General features: G+C 46.4%; 25 protein-coding genes. 9 read left to right on the forward strand and 16 right to left on the reverse strand.

The features are described from left to right. Positions 1-13: 13 nt before the first annotated feature. From R7E47_RS10915 to cysQ, 4 genes are all read left to right on the forward strand, one after another. Positions 14-739, forward strand: a complete 726-nt coding sequence (locus tag R7E47_RS10915) for an amidophosphoribosyltransferase (RefSeq protein WP_033905914.1) — start codon at positions 14-16, stop codon at positions 737-739. A gap of 97 nt (positions 740-836) precedes the next feature. Next, a complete protein-coding gene (nfuA, locus tag R7E47_RS10920; RefSeq protein WP_005379313.1) occupies positions 837-1,421 on the forward strand; it encodes a Fe-S biogenesis protein NfuA in 585 nt (194 codons plus the stop codon). A gap of 176 nt (positions 1,422-1,597) precedes the next feature. Further along, positions 1,598-2,167: an ADP compounds hydrolase NudE gene (gene nudE, locus R7E47_RS10925; RefSeq protein ID WP_005379309.1), complete on the forward strand. Its 570-nt coding sequence runs from the start codon at positions 1,598-1,600 to the stop codon at positions 2,165-2,167. Between the two features lie 44 nt (positions 2,168-2,211). After that, positions 2,212-3,039, forward strand: coding sequence for a 3'(2'),5'-bisphosphate nucleotidase CysQ (gene cysQ, locus R7E47_RS10930; protein WP_005379308.1), 828 nt, complete (start codon positions 2,212-2,214; stop codon positions 3,037-3,039). A 292-nt stretch (positions 3,040-3,331) separates the two neighbouring features. Here the strand turns inward: cysQ and R7E47_RS10935 are convergent, their stop codons facing one another. From R7E47_RS10935 to gspC, 12 genes are read right to left on the reverse strand one after another with little or no spacing between them, the layout of a single operon-like run. Then, the gene (locus R7E47_RS10935; protein WP_258480472.1) at positions 3,332-4,093 is read right to left on the reverse strand and encodes a type II secretion system protein N; all 762 of its coding nucleotides are present in this window, start codon (positions 4,091-4,093) and stop codon (positions 3,332-3,334) included. 1 nt (position 4,094) lies between these two features. Further along, entirely contained in the window at positions 4,095-4,586 is a 492-nt protein-coding gene (locus R7E47_RS10940) for a type II secretion system protein M (RefSeq protein ID WP_005383002.1), read from the reverse strand. A 7-nt stretch (positions 4,587-4,593) separates the two neighbouring features. Further along, positions 4,594-5,796: a type II secretion system protein GspL gene (gene gspL / locus R7E47_RS10945; protein ID WP_005379304.1), complete on the reverse strand. Its 1,203-nt coding sequence runs from the start codon at positions 5,794-5,796 to the stop codon at positions 4,594-4,596. Next, positions 5,765-6,775 carry a type II secretion system minor pseudopilin GspK gene (gspK, locus tag R7E47_RS10950; protein ID WP_005379302.1) on the reverse strand — a complete coding sequence of 337 codons (1,011 nt, stop codon included), beginning with the start codon at positions 6,773-6,775 and terminating at the stop codon, positions 5,765-5,767. Before gspK ends, gspL begins: the two co-directional genes overlap by 32 nt. After that, complete coding sequence (gspJ, locus tag R7E47_RS10955; protein WP_053349752.1) at positions 6,768-7,445, reverse strand: type II secretion system minor pseudopilin GspJ; 678 nt, start codon at positions 7,443-7,445, stop codon at positions 6,768-6,770. Before gspJ ends, gspK begins: the two co-directional genes overlap by 8 nt. After that, complete coding sequence (gene gspI, locus R7E47_RS10960) at positions 7,432-7,821, reverse strand: type II secretion system minor pseudopilin GspI (RefSeq protein ID WP_017635009.1); 390 nt, start codon at positions 7,819-7,821, stop codon at positions 7,432-7,434. Before gspI ends, gspJ begins: the two co-directional genes overlap by 14 nt. Beyond that, positions 7,808-8,407 (reverse strand): prepilin-type N-terminal cleavage/methylation domain-containing protein, encoded by a 600-nt coding sequence (locus tag R7E47_RS10965; protein WP_151514505.1) that lies wholly within the window; start codon positions 8,405-8,407, stop codon positions 7,808-7,810. The genes gspI and R7E47_RS10965 overlap by 14 nt, the downstream gene beginning before the upstream one ends. A 29-nt stretch (positions 8,408-8,436) precedes the next feature. After that, a complete protein-coding gene (gene gspG, locus R7E47_RS10970; protein ID WP_005379298.1) occupies positions 8,437-8,880 on the reverse strand; it encodes a type II secretion system major pseudopilin GspG in 444 nt (147 codons plus the stop codon). Between the two features lie 59 nt (positions 8,881-8,939). Beyond that, complete coding sequence (gene gspF, locus R7E47_RS10975) at positions 8,940-10,157, reverse strand: type II secretion system inner membrane protein GspF (RefSeq protein ID WP_005382993.1); 1,218 nt, start codon at positions 10,155-10,157, stop codon at positions 8,940-8,942. After that, positions 10,157-11,659 (reverse strand): type II secretion system ATPase GspE, encoded by a 1,503-nt coding sequence (gene gspE, locus R7E47_RS10980; RefSeq protein WP_005379296.1) that lies wholly within the window; start codon positions 11,657-11,659, stop codon positions 10,157-10,159. The genes gspF and gspE overlap by 1 nt, the downstream gene beginning before the upstream one ends. Continuing rightward, a complete protein-coding gene (gene gspD, locus R7E47_RS10985; RefSeq protein ID WP_005379295.1) occupies positions 11,659-13,677 on the reverse strand; it encodes a type II secretion system secretin GspD in 2,019 nt (672 codons plus the stop codon). Before gspD ends, gspE begins: the two co-directional genes overlap by 1 nt. Positions 13,678-13,713: 36 nt before the next feature. Beyond that, positions 13,714-14,640 carry a type II secretion system protein GspC gene (gene gspC / locus R7E47_RS10990; RefSeq protein WP_203346744.1) on the reverse strand — a complete coding sequence of 309 codons (927 nt, stop codon included), beginning with the start codon at positions 14,638-14,640 and terminating at the stop codon, positions 13,714-13,716. Between the two features lie 253 nt (positions 14,641-14,893). Here gspC and hslR point away from each other — a divergent pair, with 253 nt between their 5' ends. From hslR to R7E47_RS11010, 4 genes are all read left to right on the forward strand, one after another. Beyond that, positions 14,894-15,280: a ribosome-associated heat shock protein Hsp15 gene (gene hslR, locus R7E47_RS10995; RefSeq protein ID WP_005379292.1), complete on the forward strand. Its 387-nt coding sequence runs from the start codon at positions 14,894-14,896 to the stop codon at positions 15,278-15,280. Between the two features lie 31 nt (positions 15,281-15,311). Continuing rightward, positions 15,312-16,187 (forward strand): Hsp33 family molecular chaperone HslO, encoded by an 876-nt coding sequence (gene hslO / locus R7E47_RS11000; protein ID WP_005379290.1) that lies wholly within the window; start codon positions 15,312-15,314, stop codon positions 16,185-16,187. A gap of 336 nt (positions 16,188-16,523) precedes the next feature. Further along, on the forward strand, positions 16,524-18,152 hold the full coding sequence (gene pckA, locus R7E47_RS11005; RefSeq protein ID WP_005379288.1) for a phosphoenolpyruvate carboxykinase (ATP): 1,629 nt from the start codon (positions 16,524-16,526) through the stop codon (positions 18,150-18,152). 190 nt (positions 18,153-18,342) lie between these two features. After that, a complete protein-coding gene (locus tag R7E47_RS11010; RefSeq protein WP_318084286.1) occupies positions 18,343-20,460 on the forward strand; it encodes an AsmA family protein in 2,118 nt (705 codons plus the stop codon). Here the strand turns inward: R7E47_RS11010 and R7E47_RS11015 are convergent. The 3 genes from R7E47_RS11015 to R7E47_RS11025 form a co-directional block, all read right to left on the reverse strand. Then, positions 20,446-21,363 carry a bifunctional GNAT family N-acetyltransferase/hotdog fold thioesterase gene (locus R7E47_RS11015; protein ID WP_005379283.1) on the reverse strand — a complete coding sequence of 306 codons (918 nt, stop codon included), beginning with the start codon at positions 21,361-21,363 and terminating at the stop codon, positions 20,446-20,448. The two genes, R7E47_RS11010 and R7E47_RS11015, sit on opposite strands and share 15 nt — an antisense overlap. A gap of 106 nt (positions 21,364-21,469) precedes the next feature. Beyond that, positions 21,470-21,904 carry a D-aminoacyl-tRNA deacylase gene (gene dtd, locus R7E47_RS11020; protein ID WP_005379282.1) on the reverse strand — a complete coding sequence of 145 codons (435 nt, stop codon included), beginning with the start codon at positions 21,902-21,904 and terminating at the stop codon, positions 21,470-21,472. After that, on the reverse strand, positions 21,876-22,820 hold the full coding sequence (locus R7E47_RS11025) for a virulence factor BrkB family protein (protein ID WP_005379281.1): 945 nt from the start codon (positions 22,818-22,820) through the stop codon (positions 21,876-21,878). The genes dtd and R7E47_RS11025 overlap by 29 nt, the downstream gene beginning before the upstream one ends. A 34-nt stretch (positions 22,821-22,854) precedes the next feature. Between R7E47_RS11025 and R7E47_RS11030 the strand changes: the two genes are divergently transcribed. After that, positions 22,855-23,496 (forward strand): DUF2959 domain-containing protein, encoded by a 642-nt coding sequence (locus tag R7E47_RS11030; protein WP_005382972.1) that lies wholly within the window; start codon positions 22,855-22,857, stop codon positions 23,494-23,496. A 31-nt stretch (positions 23,497-23,527) separates the two neighbouring features. Here the strand turns inward: R7E47_RS11030 and R7E47_RS11035 are convergent, their stop codons facing one another. Then, on the reverse strand, positions 23,528-24,070 hold the full coding sequence (locus R7E47_RS11035; protein ID WP_031779018.1) for an AAA family ATPase: 543 nt from the start codon (positions 24,068-24,070) through the stop codon (positions 23,528-23,530). Positions 24,071-24,119: the final 49 nt, after the last annotated feature.

Genomic DNA, 24,119 nt, shown 5'->3' on the forward strand with positions numbered 1-24,119 from the left:
ATGAATAAACGCTATGTTATCTCATCACTGGCAAAACATCATGCATCGCGTATTGAGCAGTCAATGCGGCCTGTGTCGGTTCCCTATTCAAACACCAAGCCACACAAATACTCTGCGCTGGTGCGAGCACTGTTTAAAATACCTAACTCCGGTAAAACGATGTCAACGCTGCGGTTTATCATTACAGAAAGAAGAAATGAGTACGGATAGTATTTGTGGTGAATGTCTTTCAAAGCCACCGCCATGGCAAAGGCTATACACGTTAGGCGATTACGACTTTCCCCTTTCACGGGAAGTACAACGCTTTAAAGATCACGGAGAGTCTTGGCATGTAAAAGCATTAACCGAGCAACTGGCACAGCGCATCACCACGCCAGCTCCAATCATTACCAGTGTGCCATTGCACTGGCAGCGTTACCTGCGCCGGGGTTTTAATCAAAGTGATGTTTTAGCCCGACACCTCGCCAAGCAATTGCAGACTAATTTTGATGCGAAGGTCTTTCGTCGAGTAAGGCTCGCCCAATCACAGCGTGGTAATACCAAAACAAGCCGTGAACAAAACTTAAAAGGCGCGTTTATTCTCAATAAGCGCCCTCACTCTTCCCATGTTGCCATCGTCGATGATGTAGTCACCACAGGCAGTACCGTCCGACAATTATGTCATTTACTACTTGAAGTTGGCGTAGAAAGCATCGATATTTACTGCATCTGCAGAACACCTGCTCCTCGTTCTCTCTAGATCGCTTCGCCATGCCTTAGCATCAAAAAGACTAGACCCATACGTCAACAAGAGTAGAATAGCAGCAGTAACCTACAAATTTACTCGGGTATTCGTCGTGTCAAATATTACTATTACAGAAACTGCGCAAACGCATTTCGCTAACCTTTTAGGTCAACAACCTGAAGGCACTAACATTCGTATTTTCGTTGTGAACCCAGGTACACAAAACGCTGAGTGTGGCGTGTCTTACTGTCCACCAGAAGCAGTAGAATCGACCGACACTGAACTCTCTTACAGCGGTTTTTCAGCTTACGTTGATGAGCTAAGCCTGCCATTCCTTGAAGACGCTGAAATCGATTTTGTTACCGATAAAATGGGCTCTCAGTTAACGCTAAAAGCACCTAACGCTAAAATGCGTAAAGTTGCGGACGACGCACCACTGGTTGAGCGCGTTGAGTACGTTATCCAAACTCAAGTGAACCCACAACTTGCTGGCCACGGTGGTCACGTAAACTTGGTTGAGATCACTGAAGACGGTGTTGCGATTGTTGCATTTGGTGGCGGTTGTAATGGCTGTTCTATGGTTGACGTAACACTAAAAGAAGGCATCGAGAAAGAGCTGCTAAACCAGTTCATTGGTGAACTAACCGCAGTTCGTGATGCTACAGAACATGACCGTGGTGATCACTCTTACTACTAAGAGTAAACACTGTCAGAAAATGGGAGGCTTCGGTCTCCCATTTTTGTATCGATACTGAGGTGATGCTGAGATGCTTAGCTCGACTCGTAAAATCCGCTAGAAACTCAGGCGGAGTTCTCATATATTAAGAATCTTACGCATCTCGTAAACGCCAACGACACCAAGGAGCCAGCGTCATGCCGAAACGAACCCCACCAGAGATACTCTCATGCCAGACGGTTGCAAAATCCAAACTGTTTGCTGTGGAAGCGCTCGACCTTCGTTTTTCCAATGGTGAGCATCGTACTTATGAGCGTATGAAGCCAAGTGGACGAGATGCTGTAATGGTGGTTCCTGTAACAGAACAAGGCGATTTATTACTGGTGCGTGAATACGCCGCTGGAACTGAACGTTACGAGCTAGGTTTCCCAAAAGGGCTGATTGACCCAGGAGAAACACCACACCAAGCTGCGGATCGTGAGTTAAAAGAAGAAATCGGCTTTGGCTGTAATCAGTTAACCCCGTTGAAACAAGTTATCCTCGCGCCATCTTACTTTTCGAGCAAAATGACTCTATTTTTAGGACAGGCGCTTTATCCAGAGAAGCAAGAAGGCGATGAGCCTGAACCACTGGAAATTGTGCGTTGGCCACTTGCGCAAGCCGAAGAGTTATTAACTCACATGGATTTCTGTGAAGCACGAAGCATCACAGCGCTAATGTTGGCACTGAAACACTTACCAAACACCACTCACAAGCATAACCAATAACGGTCATTAGAACCGAATAACACTGTGAGTAAGGACTATCACTTATGCCAATGACAAAAGATCTATCTCACCTACTTCCTCAAGTCATCGAGATTGCCCGCAGTGCTGGGCAAATGATCCTCGAAATATATGAAAAGAAGCAATACGAGGCCTACACCAAAAGTGACGAAACTCCCGTAACAAGTGCAGATATTGCAGCTCACAAGTTCATCACTGAACGCTTGAGTGATCTGACGCCTGACATTCCCGTGTTGTCAGAAGAAGACGCAGACATAAGCTTAGAGCAACGCGCTCAGTGGGAACGTTATTGGTTAGTCGACCCTCTTGATGGTACTCAAGAATTCATCGCTCGCAGTGGTGACTTTGCCACTATTATTGCGTTGGTCGACAACAATCGACCAACCATGGGCGTCGTTTACGGCCCTGTATCTGGCGTGACTTACTACGCTTATAATGGCAAAGGCGCCTGGAAAATTCCCGACATGTCGGACAGCGTCAAAATCCATACACACAAACACGAACAGCCAGAGCAAAGCATCGCAATTGCTATTAGTCGTCGCCAAGACATCAATCGTATTACTAACCGTATGAGCAGCGCCTGGAATTACGACTTAATACCGCTCGGTTCTGCAGCATTGAAAGCATGCCTCGTCGCGGAAGGGGCGGTAGATTGCTATCTCCGACTAGGTCCAACAGGTGAGTGGGACACCGCTGCGACACAATGCATTGTTGAAGAAGCTGGCGGACGTATTCTCAGCACGCAATTAGAACCGCTGTCATATAACGAACGGGAAACACTAGAAAACCCGAACTTTATTGTTCTTGGTGATGCGGATTTACCTTGGAATGAGATTTTACAACGCAAAGATTAAGCGCCCTATCGGTAAAATTTAGAGCACAAAATTCTAGCAATAGAAAGGCCACGAATATCTTCGTGGCCTTTTCTTTTTGCCCTTCTGTACAGCACTTGGAGTATTTGGCCTACTATGTTCCAATTGCCTGTAAAGCTGAACGAAAGAAAATAAATCAATTAAAAATCATGGTTTTAAATTTCCATTCATTCCCAATGTACAGCGAATAGAGGTTTTAGCTTACGATGATCCAAAAGCAAAAAGAGCTGCACAATAGCAGCTCTTTTAAGATATTGGATTTTGTCACGATAGGTTAGAAGCGCCCTTGGTAATTAAACTCATATTGACCTTGAGCATTCGGCTTACCCAGCCATTTCAGTTGCTCCCCCATGCTGGATGGGAACTCTGCACCAGGTTTGAACCACGCTTTGGTTGAGTACCGTTGATTAGGCATCAGTTCAGCGGAAAACGCCGCAGAGACTTGTTTGCTGCTCTGCTCACCAGTTGCCGTCAATACACTATCCTGACAGTTTATATCGGCAATCACAGGACCGAGATCTAAGCTGCCAACGGGGCTTTGAATACCACTGGCATTCCATACTAAAGTGCCTTCACCGTTCTTACACCAAGGCGCAGCATAAGTCGCATGACGAATATTCAGCTCAAGCTGCCCATCAACACCAACAGGCACAGGGAGGCGCGCTTGCTCAACAACTTTTACCGCCGGAATTGAGGCAACTAAGTTTTTGGCATAAGGGCCATCACTTAAGCTATAGCCGACAAAACCGCGCCCACGAACGTCCATTTCACTACCACGACCAAAGCGCACAGCAAACTCAGTTTTACCTGTCAGTAGACTCGACCATTGGAAATCCCAATTAACTTCTCCAAGGTTCTGGCGCTGCCAACGAATACTAGCAGCTTGACCTTGCCATACCGAACCGTTGGCTCCTTGAATGTCCAGGCCTCTCACTGTTGGTGCTTGTTGTAACACCCAAGAGACTGGTAATCCCATTAAAAGACTGACTGAAAAAAAGACGATAAAGATAACAACGTAAAGTACTGCTCGCTTCACCTTAACCTCGCTTAAACTGAAGGCGGTTTACATCGATCATGCCCGCTTGCTCTGTTCGGTCGATATCTAAAAATTCGACTTCAATACCCTGTTGCTCTTTCAAGTAACGTAACCAATCCACTAGTTGATTAAACGCGAGTGGTTTGATCCACACTTGAACGCTCTCATTACGAGGTTGTACGCGAATCAACTCAACTTTATAACGACGAGCTGAAGAAGAAACCAACTGATTCAACGGTTGACTAGAGTAGCTCACACCGCTGCTTTTTCGCAGTGCAGTGATGCCATCCGCTTTATCTTGTACCCAAGCTAGCAACTGTTTTTCGCTTTGAATACGTGACTGAGCTAGCTCCGCACGTTGGCTCATTGGCTGTAATAAACCCCAATAAATAATACCGATAACGGCAATAGCGCCACATCCCATGACCAAACGCTGCTCACGCTGCGAGATGCTACTCCACCAAACCTGAGCTTGAGAAATTAAGTTTTTCATCATCACCTCACAAACGCTTCAAAACAAAGCTGCCAACCACAACGTTATCGCTACGGTTCAACTGACCTTGCTCAACATTAAACTTCTCTGCCAATTTCACACGAGCCTGCTCAAAAGGTTGGAAGTCTGAACTACGAGCCTGAATACGTACTTCGCCACGTTGTCCGTCGTATTTAAAGCTAGTGATCTCCAAGTCGCTGACCTGACCAAGCGTCGCGGGTAATGCCGCCAACCATGACAACATTGCCTGCTGACCACTTCCACCAGATAAGCGGCGCTCTTCATCATCCATTTGTCGTTTGAGGTAACTAACGGTAGGAATGCGTCGTTTATTTGGGAACACCTGGCGGAAAATACGCTCACTCTCCTCACGATACGCTTGAGCTTGTGCTTCGTACTTGTGGACCACGAGCAACTGCTGCGCAACCATGACGACGATAAGCACCCCCGCAGCAATGGTGGCTTTTTGCCAGAGCTTCCAGTATTTACCCCAAGAAGATTTCGGCTTGAAGATCCCAGTCAGCAAATTGACTTTGCTTTCTGTCACCCCCTTCGCCAGTAAAGCCATCGTCATTTCTTCTGGTTGCGGCTCCCATATTTCAGGTAACGCAGATTCCGGGACCGAGCTATAGCAATCGAGCTTCCAACCTTCATGATTTTGTAGATAAGAAGAGAGGTAAAGGTCTAACCAAGAAGCGTCGACAACCGCGCCCTCTGTCGCAGAGTGACGAATTAGCCATTGCTCGCCAATCATTGCAGCACAGCTGTGCTCTCCACGAACCGGTAACGCAAGCACATCGGGTAAAATGCGTTTAATAGCGATACCTTGGCTTGAGAAACGTTGCAGTACAGTCTGAATCCAAGCACGTTCAACTGCGCAAATCTGCGCTTTATCCGCTTGTTTACCCAACACGCTAAAGTGCAGGCCATCAACGTCCTGAGCAACTTCGTCTTCCACTAAGTACGGTAACATCGCCTCGAATTGGCGTGTTGCACCAGGTGGTATATCCACTTGCGTCAGGACCACATCATTACTCGCCAACAGCGCCACAACTTGGCGCTGACCAGCATATGAGACCAACTCATCTAAGTGTTCCCACCCGGCGATTTCACCGCTAGCAATCACTTCCTGTTGATCTGTCGACCACACCACCCAAGGAATGGTACTTTGTTGTTCGCTACTCAGCCGAACGGTCAGAAACTCGCTCACTGATCCCTCCAAAACGACGGCGAACTACGGTCACCGTTTCTCTATTTGTACTTTGCAAAAGGCTTCGGATACGTACACGTGATTCATCCACCAACACTTGTGCATCCAATTCAAAAAAGGCGCTATCCACACCCAAATAGCCTTTGGCGTTTTTCTTTACATCTTCACTTAAGCCAGCCATTTCTGACTCTGCTAAAAATTCATCAATGCTATCCCACCCATCAAATGGGCGTTTTTCAATTAGCTGAATCGCATCACTACTGCTTAAGTTTGGTGAGAACATTGCCACCAAAATCGGAGCTTGCTCAACATCAATCGTATTCACGTTTAAACGCCAGTCATCACTTGGTAATGCACAGACCAACGGCTCCAATTTTTGGAAAATTTCACCACTCACCTGATAGACAGCCCGTAACTCGGAAGCATCTGCCATCCAACCATTTGATGCCAAATAGGAAGGCTTCATCGCTTCATATGTGCTGTCTTCAACCCCAGTAGTCGAACGGACAGAGTCATCAGCATCAATGTATTCCCAAGTAGAGTCTGCAATGATTTCTGCTTGATATGGCTCGACATCCAACTCTTCTAATAGGCGCTGCAATACATTCACTAAATATGGTCTTGTAATTTGCTGACCCGTTGGTTGCACACGACTCAATACATTTAGATTAAAGCACGCTTGCTTGTCTCTAATTCGTCCCGCCGCTTGACCATAATCTAACGGATAGACTTGCTCTTTTATCGCCCACGGTTGACTCATATTAATCGTGTCGGTGTCTTTATAACTTTGCTCGATACCCACTTTTGCTAGCGCCTCGACGCCAAGGCTGTACCAATACGCTTGCTGGTAATTGATTTGATTAGCGCCTCGCTGAAACTGCAAGAACAAACGTTCCGACATACTGGCAGCAACCGTTGCCATAATCGCCAGCAACATCAACACTATAATCAAAGCAACACCGCGCTGACGGTTAACCATTATTGCTGTCTCCTGAACTTTCCTCTTTCTGACTCAATGTGCCATCAGGAGTGAGATAAGTGCGGGCAATTTCTCCATAGTCTTTGAGAGTGAGAACAACAGAAACCGCTTTCGGCAGCGCTTTTTCTTCAGCCCACTCGTTTTTCCATTGCTTACCATCATAGAAACGCATATCAAATGACTCGACCTGCGTTAGCAATGGAGTAACAGTACCTTGTTGCCCAACCGGCGTATCAGGATAGCGCCACCATACTCGCTGCAGTGTTTCTTCTTTTAAGCGATAGCCAACCTTGGTTACTTCTCCACGAGGGAACTGCTGCTGAGGGTTGTGCCAACCTAAACGGGCAAACATCAGCCCTTTAGTATCGGAGTCCAACAGGTAATCGGACCAAAAAATTAGCCGGCTAGCAGGCTCTTCACCATTAGTACGTGTTTGACGCATCGCCATTTGACGAAAATCGTTATCCATCATCACCATGGCACGCTGAATTTCGTTTAAGCGTTGGGTTCGTTCTTGTGATAGCGCATTGCTACGCTGTACTTGCGATACCACTTGGTACGCAGCGACACTTAAACTGGCAAAGATGGCAATCGATACCAACACTTCAATAAGTGTAAAACCTTTTACCCTTTGGCGCGTGTTTGCGCGGGGATGATTATTGCGCCACATAGCTTCGTACCGTTACTACAGGGCTCGCGCTTTTCTCTACCGAGACGCTCACATCAAATGCTTTCAGCAATGGCTGCGTCGTGGCGACTGGCGTGACTTTCCAGAACCAAGTGCGTCCTGCCAGCTCTTCTGTGCCGTTTTTCGCTTTGAGTTCTCCGGTATTCAACATCACATTTGCCATCTGATTATCCACAACCATGGCTGCAAACATTTTTTCTTCTAAATAACTGATTGTATTAATATGCTGGCTCACGGAGCGAATGACACTGATGGCAGCGGTGGCGAAAATTGCCAGTGCGACCAATACTTCCAGTAAGGTCATGCCTCTCGTCCGGCGATGACTCAAATTGGGGCGAGCTTGCTTAAAATTGCGCATTCTCATCCTCTTTCACTTCTTCGCCCGGAGCTAATAACAAAATTTGTCCACTTTCTTTGCCAATGACTCGCCAACCGTCATTAAAGGCATCACCATTTTGCGGAAAAAAAGACAGGGTGAATGGCGTGACTTCAGCGCTGGAAAAGATAAACACTTGCGGTGGCTCAATTTTCTTTTCGTCCTCTTCTTCTGCGAACATGTCTTCATCAAAAAGAGAACCTGGTTTGAATAAGCGCTCATCATTATCCCAAGCACCACCTCCGAGCTCGAGTTGTAGCGCAATATCTTCTTCTAGCTTGGTTTTGCTCGGAATCTGCTTTAATTTCAGAGGCTGCCAACCTTCTGAGGTTAAACTCAGTAGAGCGTAGGTCGATTTGGCATCATCCACTCGAACGCCAAAATCTTTACCGCTCAGCACCGCTTCTTCATTGAGCAGCTGTAAACGCTGAAAAAAGCTTTGAGCATACTGTTTGGAAAGATCTTTTTGGCTAGTCGGTAACGTCGAGATCACGGCCACAGCCGTAAGAGATAGCAAAACCAGCACTAATAGAATTTCTATCAATGTAAAACCGTTATGTTTTCGCATTTGTTTCATTAGTGCTGGCTTAGGCTCAATTATTGGAAGTCTTGCATGTTCCAGTTGCCAATATCTGCAGCTGGACCTTCTCCACCCTCTTGGCCATCTGCGCCTAGAGTGAAGATATCGATTGTACCGTTATCACCTGGGCTTAAGTATTGGTACTGGTTGCCCCAAGGGTCATTAGGAAGACGTTTGATGTAACCACCATCACGGTAGTTGCGTGGCTCTGGGTTAGATGGCTTGCTAACCAATGCTTCTAGACCTTGGTCCGTTGTTGGGTAAACGCTGTTGTCCAACTTGTACATATCTAAGGCATTTTCCAACGCGACAATGTCCGTAATCGCTTTTTGTTGGTCTGCCTTCTCTTTGTTACCCAATAGGTTTGGAACAACAAAACTTGCCAAAATACCCAGGATAACTACAACAACCATCACTTCTAAAAGTGTAAAACCCTGTTGTTTACTACGCTTAAACTTCATTTTTTTCTCCGAAAGTTAGATTAAAGCCATGCCGTTAGTAGACACGTCTTAATTCGAAATTATCCGCTCATCAAGTTATTCATTTCTAGCATTGGCATCAAGGTCGCCATCACAATGAACAACACTAATCCAGCCATTAATGCAATCAGCGCAGGAGTAAACACACCCAGAGCAATATTGACTGTTGATTCAAAGTTTTGATCTTGGTTATCGGCTGCCCGCGTCAACATGCTCTCTAATTCACCACTTTGCTCACCACTGGCGATCATGTGTAGCATCATTGGTGGAAACAAGCGAGTTTGGTCCAACGCCTTACGCAAACTAGCGCCCTCTCGGACGTTATCCGCTGCAAGCAAGACTTGCTGCTTCACATAACGGTTAGACATAACATCTACCGCAACGCGCATACCCTCGAGAATTGGAATCGCACTGGAAGTACAGATCGAAAGTGTTCGTGCGAATCGTGCGGTATTCAAACCTCGAGAGATCTTACCTATTAGCGGTAAGCTCAAGATTTTTCTGTCCCAAGCTAAGCGAAAGTCTGGCTTTTGCAACGCCAGTTTGAGGCCATAGAAAAGCGCCACCAGCACAACGAAAATAATCAGCCCCCAATCTTGCACAAACTCACTGGCTGCCAGTAAAAATTGCGTCGATTGAGGTAACTCTTGGCCCATCTGAATGATGGGTTCAATGATTTTAGGAACAACTGTCGCCAATAAGAACGAAACGATGACAACCGCGAATACCACCAAAACTACAGGATAAATCATGGCTTGAAGCAATTTAGATCGCATCTTTTGGCGGTTTTCGACGTAGTCTGCCAAACGCTCTAATACGGTATCGAGGTGACCTGATTTTTCGCCCGCCGCAACCATGGAGCGGTACAGTTCATCAAACACGTGTGGGTAATCGGCAAAACTGTCGGCGAGCGGATAACCCTCAGTTACTTTCGAGCGAACCGCAGCCAACATAGAACGAATCCTCGGCTTTTCAGCCTGCTCAGAGACCGCACGCAAACACTCTTCCAAAGGCATTCCTGATTGGACTAGCGTAGACAATTGACGTGTGATGAGTGCTAACTCAGATGTTGAGATGCCGCGCTTAAAGCTGACTGAACCTGAAGACTTAGCCGATTTAGCTTTCGTCTCAACCACTTCAATCGGGATCATCCCTTGCTCTTTGAGTCGCTGGCGCACTTGTCGGGCGTTATCCCCTTCTATCGTGCCTTTTTTATGCTTGCCTTTTGCATCTAGCGCTTTGTACTCAAATGCCGCCATTAGGTTTCCTTCGTCACTCGCATCACTTCTTCAAGTGACGTAATGCCACGACGCACTTTGCTTAAACCATCGCTGCGAATACTTGGCGTATGGGCGCGAACGGCTCTCTCAATTTCTTGCTCACCAGACTCTCGGTGAATCAACTCTTGCACTTGCTCATCAACCATAATGAGCTCGTGGATACCTGTTCGACCTCGGTAGCCTTTTTGGTTACACGCTTCACAGCCTTTTGCTCGGTGCAGTTCTAACGGTTCATGCGCTTCCATACCAAACAGTTTTTTCTGTTCCGCATCGGCTTCATACGGCTCTTTACAGCTTGGACAAAGCGTTCGAACTAAGCGCTGCGCTAGCACCCCTAATAACGAAGAAGAAATAAGGAATGGCTCAATACCCATATCACGTAGACGCGTAATCGCACCCACTGCGGTGTTGGTGTGGAGAGTCGACATTACCAAGTGACCCGTTAAGGACGCTTGCACTGCAATTTGTGCGGTTTCTAAGTCACGGATCTCACCGACCATCACCACATCCGGGTCCTGACGCAGAATGGCACGCAAGCCGCGCGCAAACGTCATGTCGACCTTTGGGTTCACCTGAGTTTGACCGATGCCATCAATATCAAATTCGATCGGGTCTTCAACCGTTAGAATGTTGCGTTCGTTGCTATTGATCTCTTGCAAGCCAGCGTACAAGGTGGTGGATTTACCAGAACCTGTCGGGCCCGTCACCAAGATGATACCGTGAGGGCGGCCAATCAAGTGACGGAAGTTGTCATGCACTGAAGGGGTCATGCCCAAACTATGTAAATCAAGACGAGTCGCGTTTTTATCCAACAGACGCATTACCACGCGCTCCCCATGAGAGGACGGCATCGTCGATACACGCACGTCCACCGCACGACCACCGATACGCAACGAAATACGGCCATCTTGAGGCACACGCTTTTCTGCGATATCTAGTTTAGCCATAACCTTCACACGAGAAACCAGCAAAGGCGCTAGCTTACGACTTGGGGTCAGAACTTCACGCAATACGCCATCGACACGGAAACGAATCGAAAGGGTTTTCTCGAACGTCTCAATATGAATATCCGACGCACCTTCTTTGATCGCTTCGCCCAACATGGCGTTGATCAATTTGATGATTGGCGCATCGTCTTCCGATTCTAATAAGTCTTCATCATGCGGCAGTTCTTCAGCCAAAGAGAAGAAATCATCGCTATCAGCACCAATATCTTCCATCAACTGACGCGCTTCAGACGAGTCGCGTTGATATGCTTCAGTCAGCTTTTTATCAAAGGCTTCTTTATCAATAGGTTGCGGTACGAAGCTTTTCTTTAATACACGACGGACTTCAACCAGAGCCGCAGGGTTAAGCGGCTCGACATAGTAAAGAATAGGTGGACGCTCAGGATGCTCTGTCTCCAGCACCAGTTTAAAGCGGTTGGCAAAACTGAATGGCAGACGACGCATACTTGGCGCTGTGTCTAACATATCAACCATTAGTTGTTTTCCATTTGATCAATAAACGCTTGAATCTCTGTTGGGTGCTGACGCTCCTGGCCAAAGGCAGGCATAACCGGGATCTTCTCGTCAGCCATCAACTTCAAACCTTGATCCGCTTTGTAAAGCTGTTCTGCGCGAATAAAGTTGTATTTACGCTGCGTAATACCGTCGGCCGTCACACCATCGCGAATAATCGTCGGCTTGATGAACACCATCAAGTTACGTTTTTCTGTTTGCGTGCTAGTTGACTTGAACAGATGGCCAAGTACCGGAATGTCACCCAATAGCGGCACTTTAGACTCACTTTCAAGTGCGCGTTCATCGACCAAACCACCAAGAACCAACATCTGACCATCTTGGATCATGACAGAGGTGTTTAACTGTCGTTTAGCAAAGCGAACGTCAACCGCACCGTTTGCGCCTAATACGTTGGAAACTTCTTGTTCAATGTTTAACTGTACAGAGTCACCTTCGTTAATTTGTGGCACTACTTTGAGTTTGATACCGACTTCTTTACGGTCAACCGTTTGGAATGGGTTGTCGTTGTTTGAGCCAGCCGTAGAGCCCGTAATAACCGGAACCTCTTCACCCACAATAAATGATGCTTCGCCATTATCCATTACGGTAATACTCGGAGAAGATAGAATGTTTGAGTTGGAGTCAGAAGCAACAGCACTAATTAGCGCTGTCCAGTCACCCATGACAATACTCATTGCCGCACCATTTACTCCGCTAAGTGCTGACGCTAGCGTAGAGTAGTCACCTGATTCAGTAACATCATATGGCGTTCGTTCGCCATTAGAGTTGGTATAGTATTCAGTTCGGGTTTGATCTTTTGCTTCTTCTAGCCCAACCATCACCTGACCAATCGGGGCTCCTGAGTTACCGTACTGAATTACAGCACCCGTTTCTAATGAACCCCACTGAACACCTAGGTTAATACCATCACCTTCAGACATTTCGACAATTAACGCTTCAATAAGAACCTGAGCACGACGAATATCGAGTTGAGAAATGACGTCTTGTAATGCCATCATAATATCTGGTGGCGCTGTTAAAACTAACGAGTTAGTTGCAGCGTGAGCAGCAATGACGACCTCACCACGCGATGCACCTGATGTTTTCTGACCGGCTTGTTTTTCAGCTTGCAGGTTATCGGAAACACCTTTCAATACATCCACCAAATCTTCAGCTTTCGCATTTTTCAGGTACACAACTCGGTTGTTACCTTTTGTCGCCATTTCAACATCAAGTTGACGAATCAAACGTTTCAAGCGGGCTCTTACTTTTGGATCACCAGAAATTAAAATCGCGTTAGTACGTTCATCGGCCACAATTTTAGGTTCAAGGAACTCTGGCGTGCTTTTCTGATTCGCACTTTTATTCAGTGCTTCGACAATGCGTACCATTTCAGCAGCAGATGCATTACGCAGCTCCACCAATTCAATTTCTTTATCGCCGGCTTGGTCAACACGCTTGATGATCTCTGCTAAGCGATTCACTACTGCCGCACGACCAGTAATCAAGATAATATTCGCTGGATCATAATGAACCACGTTACCGGCACCGGCGTTATCAATCAGCTGACGAAGTAGAGGAGACAACTCACGGACCGACACATTACGCACCGCGACAACTCGAGTGATAACACTATCGCCTTGCGCGCTGCCATCACCTAACACAGGGATTGCTGAGGTTTTTGAGTCTTTTGCTTTGATAACCTTAAGTACCCCATTGTCCATCTCTACGACTGCGTAACCGTATACTTCAAGGACATTAAGGAAAAAGCTGTAATATTGCTCTTCGTTAAGTACGTCATAGCTGCGGACATCGATTTTACCGCGTACTGAAGGATCAACAATGATGGTCTTTTCGAGGTTACGACCCACTATGTTGATGAATTCTTGAATATCAGTGCCTTTAAAGCTCGCACTAAATTCGTTTGCCATTGCACCTGGTACGCAGAGTAAACTTCCTGCTAGTAGCCAAGCACTTTTGCTGAACCAATGTTTCACGTATGTCTCCCTGAACTTACGCCGGTTGCCTAAGTCTTACAATTGGATATAGATATCGTACTGTTGGCCGTCTCGCTCAACAGTTAAATTTAATTCTTGCGGATCGCTCATCACTTGCATCAGTTGTACTGAAGAAGACGGGTCACTTAAATCGATCCCGTTCAGTTGAACCGCAATATCGCCAGGTTGTAGCCCTACATCATTAAATAATGCGGCATCACGACCAGGTGATACTCGATAACCAACAATGTCTCCGTCTTTTTTGACGGGTGAAATGGTGATGTATTTAAAAACGCTTTGTGGATCTTTCGCAATTTCCTCGCGGATTTGCTCTAATTTCTCTCCAACGTCAGACGTCGCTGCTTCTGCTCGCTGAGCTTGCGCCCTAGCTACCTGCGGCGATTCAGATAGCTTCTTATATTCTATACCTTCCATCATTAAGGTCTCGTCTCGACCTTGATTATCAATGATGACGCGATCCACCAATACCGCTTTTAGTGTCGCACGTGTCCCTTCGATTTCTTCACCCAAACCATACGTAGCTTGCTTACCTCGGTTAGCAATAACAGCAAGGCTAGTGTTGGCATCACTACTTGCGACCGCACCGACTAGCGTGAGGTTAAGGCGCGTCTTAGGGGCGTCTTTAACAATGGGCTGTTCTACAACTGCCGCTTTTTGCTCAGTGAATTTACCGAATAGGTTGGCATTCTGAAGGGCATTAAAATCTATCGCGTCGCCTTTATTGCTCGCAGTAACGCTACTCGCCGATGGACGCCATTGCGGCACTTCCGACGATTGAGGTATGGCTAACCACACAATTTTGCCAAGTATCCATCCGGTTATCGCAATAAACAGACAGGTAAGCAACAAGCTAAGTTTGGCTTGAATGGTATAATGATTGGACTTGATCTGAGCCAGTAGCGGTCTGCTTGATAATCCTGCACTTAGCTCTAAACGTTTCACTGAATGGATTCCTTTATTCTAACGTCCGTCATTTAAGCTATAACGATAGCTATCGACTTTAAATTGCTAAATTTGCAATAAAATTATTACTCAACAAAGAGCAGTGAACTATATCACAAGTTGTCTTTCATACCTTTTTCTTATGCAGTTTTTGCCAACTCCCTTGAAAAAAATACGCCTTGACTCCATCTGTAGGTGAATAATCCATCACTCATTGCCGTATTCGGGCAGTGATTAGATAGCGTAGTGTTCTATGAGTTCCCTAAATGAAGCCGTTAGGCTAGATAAATGGCTATGGGCCGCAAGATTTTACAAAACCCGCTCCATCGCGCGTAACATGGTCGATGGCGGTAAAGTCCACTATAATGGCCAACGAAGCAAGCCGAGTAAAATCGTTGAAGTGGGCGCTGAAGTCAGACTTCGTCAAGGCAACGAAGAAAAAATCGTGATAATCGAACAAATCTCAGATCAACGCCGAGGCGCTCCCATCGCACAAACCTTATATCGCGAAACCAATGAGAGTATCGCGAAACGTGAGGAACACGCGACTCAACGTAAGCTTAATGCCCACAACCCAAGTCCGGAACGCCGCCCAGATAAAAAGCAGCGCCGAGACATCATTAAGTTCAAACACCAATAAAAGCCGGAATTACCAACGAGGAAAGCACTCCATGGCAAATAATGTTTTAAACCGCTACCTATTCGAAGATCTTTCAGTACGTGGCGAGTTGGTACAATTGGATGAAGCGTACCAACGTGTTATCTCCAGCAAGGAATATCCGGCAGCAATAGAGAAACTGCTGGGTGAGCTACTCGTTTCAACTACTCTTTTAACTGCCACTCTTAAGTTCGAAGGTTCGATCACCATCCAGCTACAAGGCGACGGTCCTGTGTCTCTTGCCGTTATCAACGGTGACCATAACCAACGTGTTCGTGGCGTAGCTCGCTGGGAAGGCGATGTTGCCGATGACGCAAACATTCACGATCTAATGGGTAAGGGCTACCTTGTGATCACCATCGAACCGAAAAACGGCGAGCGTTACCAAGGCGTCGTTGGACTAGAAGGTGACACTTTAGCAGAAGTGCTAGAAGGCTACTTTGCAAACTCAGAGCAGTTAAAAACGCGCCTATGGATCCGCACTGGTGAGCATGAAGGCAAAGCACACGCAGCAGGTATGTTGATTCAAGTGATCCCTGACGGCACTGGCTCTCCAGATGATTTCGAACATCTGGAGCAGCTCACTGACACAGTAAAAGATGAAGAATTGTTTGGTTTAGAAGCGAACGAGTTATTGTATCGACTATATAACCAAGACAAAGTACGTCTGTACGAGCCGCAACCTGTCGAGTTCCATTGTGGCTGTTCTCGTGAGCGTAGCGGTGCCGCAATCATCACCGTTGAGAAAGCTGAAATTTATGACATTTTGGCAGAAGTTGGATCAGTTTCTTTACATTGTGATTACTGTGGCACAACTTATACGTTCGACGAATCTGAAGTCACTGAACTGTATGCACAAGCTTCTACAGACAAGAAAACCCTGCATTAATTTACATAGCTTATCAAGCACGTAATTTACCCTACAAAAGGCCAGCTTAATGCTGGCCTTTTTGTGATCAACCCCTCGTAATAACTAGCCTCAAGCGTAATAAAACAACTGCTTAATTTTAAACAATTAATAATGATTTTGCCCTAGCGCAAAGGATTGCGTGCACGATAGACTATTCCCACCAATATGTGACGGGTTACCTAAAACCTTATTGAAATCATGGGTAAATTTTGAGCTATCTCCCTGTTTTCTCCCCGCCCCGTTGCTAGCATGGTGAGCAGATTAAAATTAAAACATTCTTACAAAATCCCTACAAAATCCTTATAAGGAGCACCTATGACCGTTATGGAACATACTAAGGCTGCAACACTTGATCTAACCAAGCACGGACTGCATAACGTAAAAGAGGTTATTCGCAACCCAAGCTACGAAATGTTGTTTGAGGAAGAAACGCGTGAAGACCTAACCGGTTATGAGCGCGGCGTGGTTACTGAACTAGGTGCGGTTGCCGTTGACACTGGCATCTTTACTGGTCGCTCACCAAAAGATAAATACATCGTCAAAGACGCTACGACAGAAGAACATATGTGGTGGACGTCTGATCAAGTGAAAAATGATAACAAACCAATCACTCCTGAAGTGTGGGACGAGCTAAAAGAACTGGTCACAAACCAGCTTTCTAACAAACGCTTGTTTGTTGTTGACGGTTACTGTGGTGCAAACCCAGATACACGTTTGAGCATTCGTGTTATCACAGAAGTCGCATGGCAAGCGCACTTCGTTAAAAACATGTTTATTCGCCCGACAGAAGAAGAATTAGCGACATTTGAACCAGACTTCGTAGTAATGAATGGCGCAAAATGCACTAATCCAAAATGGGAAGAGCAAGGCCTGAACTCAGAAAACTTCACCGTATTTAACCTAACCGAGCGCATGCAACTTATCGGTGGTACTTGGTACGGCGGTGAAATGAAGAAAGGTATGTTCGCCATGATGAACTACTTCCTTCCACTAAAAGACATCGCATCAATGCACTGTAGCGCTAACATGGGCAAAGATGGCGATGTAGCAGTATTCTTCGGTCTATCTGGTACAGGTAAAACGACCCTGTCGACTGATCCTAAACGTGCGCTAATTGGTGATGATGAGCACGGCTGGGATGATGACGGTGTCTTCAACTTCGAAGGTGGTTGTTACGCAAAAACCATCAAACTTTCGAAAGAAGCAGAGCCGGACATCTACAATGCAATTCGTCGTGATGCACTGCTAGAAAACGTAACAGTACGTGGCGATGGCTCTATCGACTTTGATGATGGTTCGAAAACAGAAAACACACGTGTTTCTTACCCTATCTACCATATCGATAATATCGTTAAGCCAGTATCAAAAGGCGGTCACGCGAATAAAGTGATCTTCCTATCAGCCGATGCATTTGGCGTACTGCCTCCAGTATCTAAATTGACACCTGAGCAAACTAAGTACCACTTCCTGTCTGGCTTTACCGCCAAACTAGCGGGAACAGAGCGCGGTATTACTGAGCCAACACCAACTTTCTCTGCTTGTTTCGGCGCGGCGTTCCTAACGCTCCACCCAACAAAATACGCGGAAGTACTGGTAAAACGCATGGAAGCAGCGGGCGCTGAGGCTTACCTAGTGAATACTGGTTGGAACGGCACTGGCAAACGTATCTCTATTCAAGATACACGCGGAATTATTGATGCCATTCTTGATGGTTCGATTGAAGAAGCACCAACTAAGCACATTCCAATCTTCAACCTTGAAGTACCAACGTCACTACCAGGTGTGGATCCTAGCATTCTAGACCCTCGCGACACGTACGTTGACCCACTTCAGTGGGAAAGCAAAGCGAAAGATTTAGCAGCGCGCTTTATCAATAACTTTGATAAGTACACAGACAACGCTGAAGGTAAATCTCTGGTTGCGGCTGGTCCTCAGATTGATTAAATCGAGTAACAGCGACGTCGCGTAAACGCAGTGAAAAGTTGGCATTAACTTATCACCTTTACGTAGGCCAAGTTACAAAAATTGCTTCAAGCCCCTCTTTTGAGGGGCTTTTTATTGAATACCACAGAATATTGATACAAGCTAAAGCCTATCTAGTTTTATTTCATAACACACGTAGGTTCTAGCAAAGATGAAAACAGCGCGTCGAGTTCTACTTCTGTTACTGGTTATCTTAGTTGCCATTCCAGCCGCTACGATTGCGCTGCTAACAACATCTTACGCGGACGCAACCTGGCGCTTGCTGTCAAACACCTTTTCTCTTCCCTTCCGGGCCGGAAGCGTGCGTTATGGCTTTCCCTATCACCTAACTTTACAACGCGTGAACACCAGCGGAGACGATGCGTCTTACATCGAGCAAGTCGATTTATGGATGAATCCCGATGTTTATCGCGATGGTAAATGGATCGTTGATAGTTTATTGATTGATGGTATGAGCTTGCAGTATGGCGCACCAAAGCTCCCACCTTTAGACAACGTTTTATTCCATCAAATCGCGCTCAAAAATATTGATTACGCCGACGAGCAGTTCTCTGCCAATGGCATTGACCTTCAAATTCAATCACCACAATGGAATGGTCATTTAATACCATATGGCGAAGTTCAACTTGCAGCTGACCAACTCTATTGGAATGGCGAAGCCTTTAATCAAGTCTTAGTCGATATAGACTACAAACCGCAAGACAGTACGCTTTATGGCACCTCTTTTAACTGGCGTAACAGTCAAATATCTGGGCAAGGGGAGCAGTATCCTCAAGGCTGGTCTTTAGTAAATGTGACCATCAACAAGCTGAAACTGAGTAATACGCAGCGCCAATCACTGCTTGCAAAACCTTGGCACGATCTACCATTTAACATTAATCATATTAATAGCTTAGATTTGCTTAACGCCGATATTGAATGGGGCGACTGGCACTGGCAGAACTTGGATCTTTCTGTGGAAAACGCCACGCTGCCACTGTCTCTCTGGAAGACAAAAGCTCAAGTGTCATTGCAGGCGGATAGCGTTCGATTCCAGCAGCAAACCGCAATAGAGCCACGTTTGAGTGCCGCTATCGAGCCAGGAGTAATCCAGCTCAACGAGCTCAGCTTAGATTGGCAGCAAGGTCGAGTGCAAGTTTCTGGATTGTTCACGCCAACACAATGGAAGCTCAAAGAAGCCTCTATTCAAGGCCTCAAGTGGGCAACACAGCCAGAAGACAACCTAAATTGGTGGCACGCCGCCACCAGCGAGTTAGAGCATGTTGCAATCGAACGACTCGACATTGAGCGCAGCCAAATTATCCAGCTATCTCACGAACCTTATTGGCAACTTTCCGGTTTAAATATCGAAGGGCAACAGCTTGATATTAAACAGTCTGCTCAACGTTGGGGCCTTTGGCAAGGCGAATTGGAAGTCAGCGTTGTCAACGCCAGCTATGACCAAATACTCACGTCTCACGCAGCACTTGCCATGCAAAGCAAAGATGGCTTTTGGCAATTGACTCGCCTTTTTGCGCCACTCGAGCAAGGCTACGTAGAAGGCATCGGACAAATAGATTTGAGTACCCCGAGCCAACCTTGGGCGCTCAACGTCAATGCTGATGGTATTCCCTTATCGCTCTTCCACGATTATTTTTTACCCGACACACTGGCTATTGATGGTTTTTCCGATCTCAGCCTCGATCTACAAGGGTTATCAGGTGATCGCAACATGCTGGCCTACAGCTTATCGGGTGAAGTGGAAGCCAATCTCCGAGATACCCGCTTGAAGTCCCAAGCGGATCATTCGCTCAAAGCCATTACCTTAAGTCCACTGCGTTTAAGCGCGCAACGAGGGGAAGTTGCCATAACGCCGGTCACCATCTCAGGAAAAGCCATAAGTGGTAAGGTTTGGGGAACATTTGATATGGCCAACAACCCGCTAAGTGGCATTACTTATCAATTGGAAGAGTCGTGCGGAAACATTGAAGGCGATCTACTAAGTGGCGAAACCCACCGTAATGAGTGCGTGAACGCATCAAAACTGGCCGAGCCTACTGATATTGAGACTCCACAGAAAAATGAACCTTCCATCGAGCAGCCAATCGTAATTGATAACATCAATTTGGAGACTCAAGAGGAAGAGCTTTACGAAGAAGTTATCGAAGAAGATGAAGTACCCGACACGAATTCCGCAGCAGAACAAACCCTCTCACCGACAGAGCAAGAAGGTGAAACAGATAAGCGCCCAGCAGATCAGTCGGCGCTTACCCCATCAGCAACTGAGTAACTGCGAGTAGTTCGGTATCAGCATATAGGTACCGACAAAATCCACAGCTGGCGTGTCACCACTATAAATCACTACGTGAATAACGATGCGTGCTTTGCGTCCCGACTCCAATCGGTCTAGGTCACCACTGATCCCATCCAACGAAGTACTCGCCACGGGGTTTTGTTCGACTGGTTGACGATAACGAATAGAGCTGTCGGCCAACACAATATCACCGTGCAACCCACGCTCTTTAAGCAGCAGCCACGTCATCCCCCACCCTGTCAAGGTTGCTAAGGTAAAAGCTGACCCGGCGAACATGGTGTTATGCGGATTAAGGTTAGGATTAAGCTGCGCACAGCATTCAAACTGGTAACCCGTGTACTGATTAATTTTGATCCCCATTTTGTCGCTAATTGGGATTTGTTGCTCCCAGCGCTGTTGAAGCTCAGTACACCATTCAGGGCGACGTAACACATTGGCCATCGGATCCAGTTGCTTCACCATTTGCTGATGGCGCACAGGGCCACGCTCATCGGTTAGCTCGCCTCGACGCTCAAAGCCATTTTTTTCATAAAAGGCGATGGCATCTTCACGGGCATTACACACCAAGCGTTTCGCTCCTTCCTGGCGTGCTAACGACTCTAGTGCAACCAAAACCAGCGAACCCATCCCTTTGCTACGGCGATTATTTTTAACCGCCATATAGCGGATCTGGCCATCATTGTCCGGCGTAATGTATAAACGGCCAATCGCCATAGGACGACCTCGACCATCAACAATCATGCGGTGATGACTCATTTCGTCGTATTCATCGCGCTCTGAGCCGATCGGCATACGCCATGGCTCACGAAGCAGTTGCCAGCGAAACTGATAATACTTGTTTATCTGATTATCGGTTTTGGGAGTAATGAGTTTGAACATATCAATCCTTTGAAAGCACAACACTAATCAGTGTCGGAAAAATTACTCCAAGCCAATTCCATGAGCTTGGAGTTAAAGCTTAGACTATGGCGCCTGTGTTACCAGATTAGACCTGCAACCAAAACGTCACAGGACCGTCATTCACCAAGGACACTTTCATATCGGCAGCGAAGCGGCCACGCTGTGTGGGTAAGACTTCTTCACACAAGTCAGAAAAGTAATCATACAAGCGCTCTGCATCAACAGGATGCGCACCGCGAGAAAAGCCAGCTCGCGTGCCTTTTTTTGTATCCGCAGGCAGCGTAAATTGAGAAACCACCAGCACTTTACCTTCCACCTGTTTAACGTTCAGGTTCATCTTGCCTTCGTCATCTTCGAACACACGGTAGGTTGTAACACGCTCCATTAAACGCTTTGCTTTAGCTTCATCGTCGTCCTTCTCTACGCCCAATAAGACCAGCAGACCACGATCAATTTCTCCTACGACTTCACCATCCACACGGACGGCTGCTTCACTGACTCGTTGAATTAGCGCTATCACTACTCTCGCTTCCTTCATCTGTTAACTGAGATTCAGCGGTCGAGTGTATCATGTCTAAATCTTCACTCCAGTGCTCTCGCTCACCAAGCGCAGCCGTAACTTCCGCCCCCAATAACACGATCATCCAGCATAAATACACCCAAACAAATAAGATAGGAATCGCCGCTAACGCGCCGTAGATGAGCTGATAAGACGGAAACTGAGTGATGTAGAGTGCAAAGCCTTTTTTACTCAACTCGAACAGTATCGCGGCGACTGCTGCCCCCATGGCACCATGAGCGAGGTGTACTTTTTTATTCGGCACTAGAATATACAAGCCAAGAAAAGCAAAAAAGGACAGCAACAACGGTAGCCAACGCAGAAATAAATTAAACGCACCAGATAATGTCTCGTTCTCTAAAATTTGCAGCGAAGTCACGTACGACGTCGCCGCAATACTCGCACCGACCATGATCGGCCCTAACGTGAGTACCATCCAATACATAGAGAATGAAAAGACTAAACGGCGCTTGTCTTTAACTCGCCAAATGTAGTTTAAGTTCTTATCAATGTTGGAAATCAGCATGACCGCTGCGATGAATAAAAACCCACCGCCAACCGCGCTCATTTTGCCCGTATTCGCCACAAATTCCTGTAATGCCGTATGTACAGCTTCTCCAGAAGCTGGCACAAAATTCTCAATAATGTAGCCTTGCAGCACCTCACCAACGTTCGCAAAAACGGGAAATTTCGACAATATTGATAACAATACCGTCAGCATTGGCACGATGGATAACAAGGTAATGTAGGCAAGATAGCCCGCGTTCACATTCACACGGTCATGCGTTAATCGCTTAAGAAGATACTTAAAAAACGCGACGCAACTTGGCAGTAGATTGATTAATCTCGCCTTGTAACTCTCTGATAACTGGTTCATAGTTCATCCCATAATTAGCGCCGAGGACATAAGAATGCCTTATTTATTAGCAATTGTACTATCAATTTTCACTTTAACAGGGTGTCAATCTGCTTATTACTCAGCAATGGAGCAGGTTGGGTATCATAAACGAGATATTATGGTCGACCGCGTCGAAGATGCCAAAGAATCTCAACAAGATGCACAAGAAGAATTCACCAGTGCACTTGAAGCCTTGTCTGCGATCACCAACTTTGATGGTGGTGAGCTAGAAAATGTCTACAACAACATCAATGACAAATATGAAGATAGCGAAAAAGCGGCTCAAGACGTACGTGACCGTATTGCTGCGATTGAAGACGTATCCGGCGCACTGTTTGATGAGTGGCAAGATGAGCTAGAGCTGTACTCGAGTGCGAAACTGCGTCGTTCAAGCGAGCAAAAACTACGTGAAACCAAAGCCTCGTACAAAACCATGCTTAGCGCTATGAAGCGTGCAGAGAAAAAGATGACACCGGTACTGGATACGCTACGTGACAACACGTTGTACTTAAAACACAACCTTAACGCCAGTGCGATTGGTTCTTTGCAAGGTGAGTTCTCTAGCTTAGAGAAAGACATCCAGTTTGCGATCAAACAAATGAACGAAGCGATTGCAGAGTCCGATAAATTCCTACAAAAGCTCAATCAAAAGTAAATGATTTAGACCTCCTCCTAGTGAGGAGGTTTTAGTCGGCGACCTCACCGAGTAAACCGATGACTCTTCGAACAAAGCCTACCCTCTCTGGTACAGTTCCCCATGGCACTTCTACCACTTCATAACCCAACTCAGTATAGACACTCACTAACGACTGATGAATCTCCAATGCTTCTTCAAAGCTGTGCGGACGCACTTCATCTTGTACGTAAATGGATGCTTCAGGTCGACAAGTAAACACCTGACTATGGTACCCAGCGCTTTCGGTTAAGAAAGCTTGATCAACCTTACAGCCGCCCACTTGTAGGTATGCAATGATGTCGGGGATGGCGCGATCAACAAACGCAACATCATGACAACGCGCATCACTCTTTTGTTTGTCCATCAACCCAAGGCATAACTTGGCAAACTCAGGCAAATTCGTCCACGGCAAAATACCATTTTCTAACTGGCTTTGCTGCTCAATCAAGTCGCGGGACCCTTCTGGAAACGTGGCGTAACCACACGCGTCTAGCGCATTCAGCAGTGTTGTTTTTCCCGCACCAGGCCCACCGGTAATAATAATCGGGTTCATATTCAACTCCAGAAAACAAAAAGCCCCGAGCATAACTCGAGGCTTCTTC

Origin of the sequence: Vibrio sp. Vb1026 (genome assembly GCF_033338745.1) — a bacterium.
In the GTDB taxonomy this organism is placed as follows: Bacteria; Pseudomonadota; Gammaproteobacteria; order Enterobacterales; family Vibrionaceae; genus Vibrio; species Vibrio alginolyticus.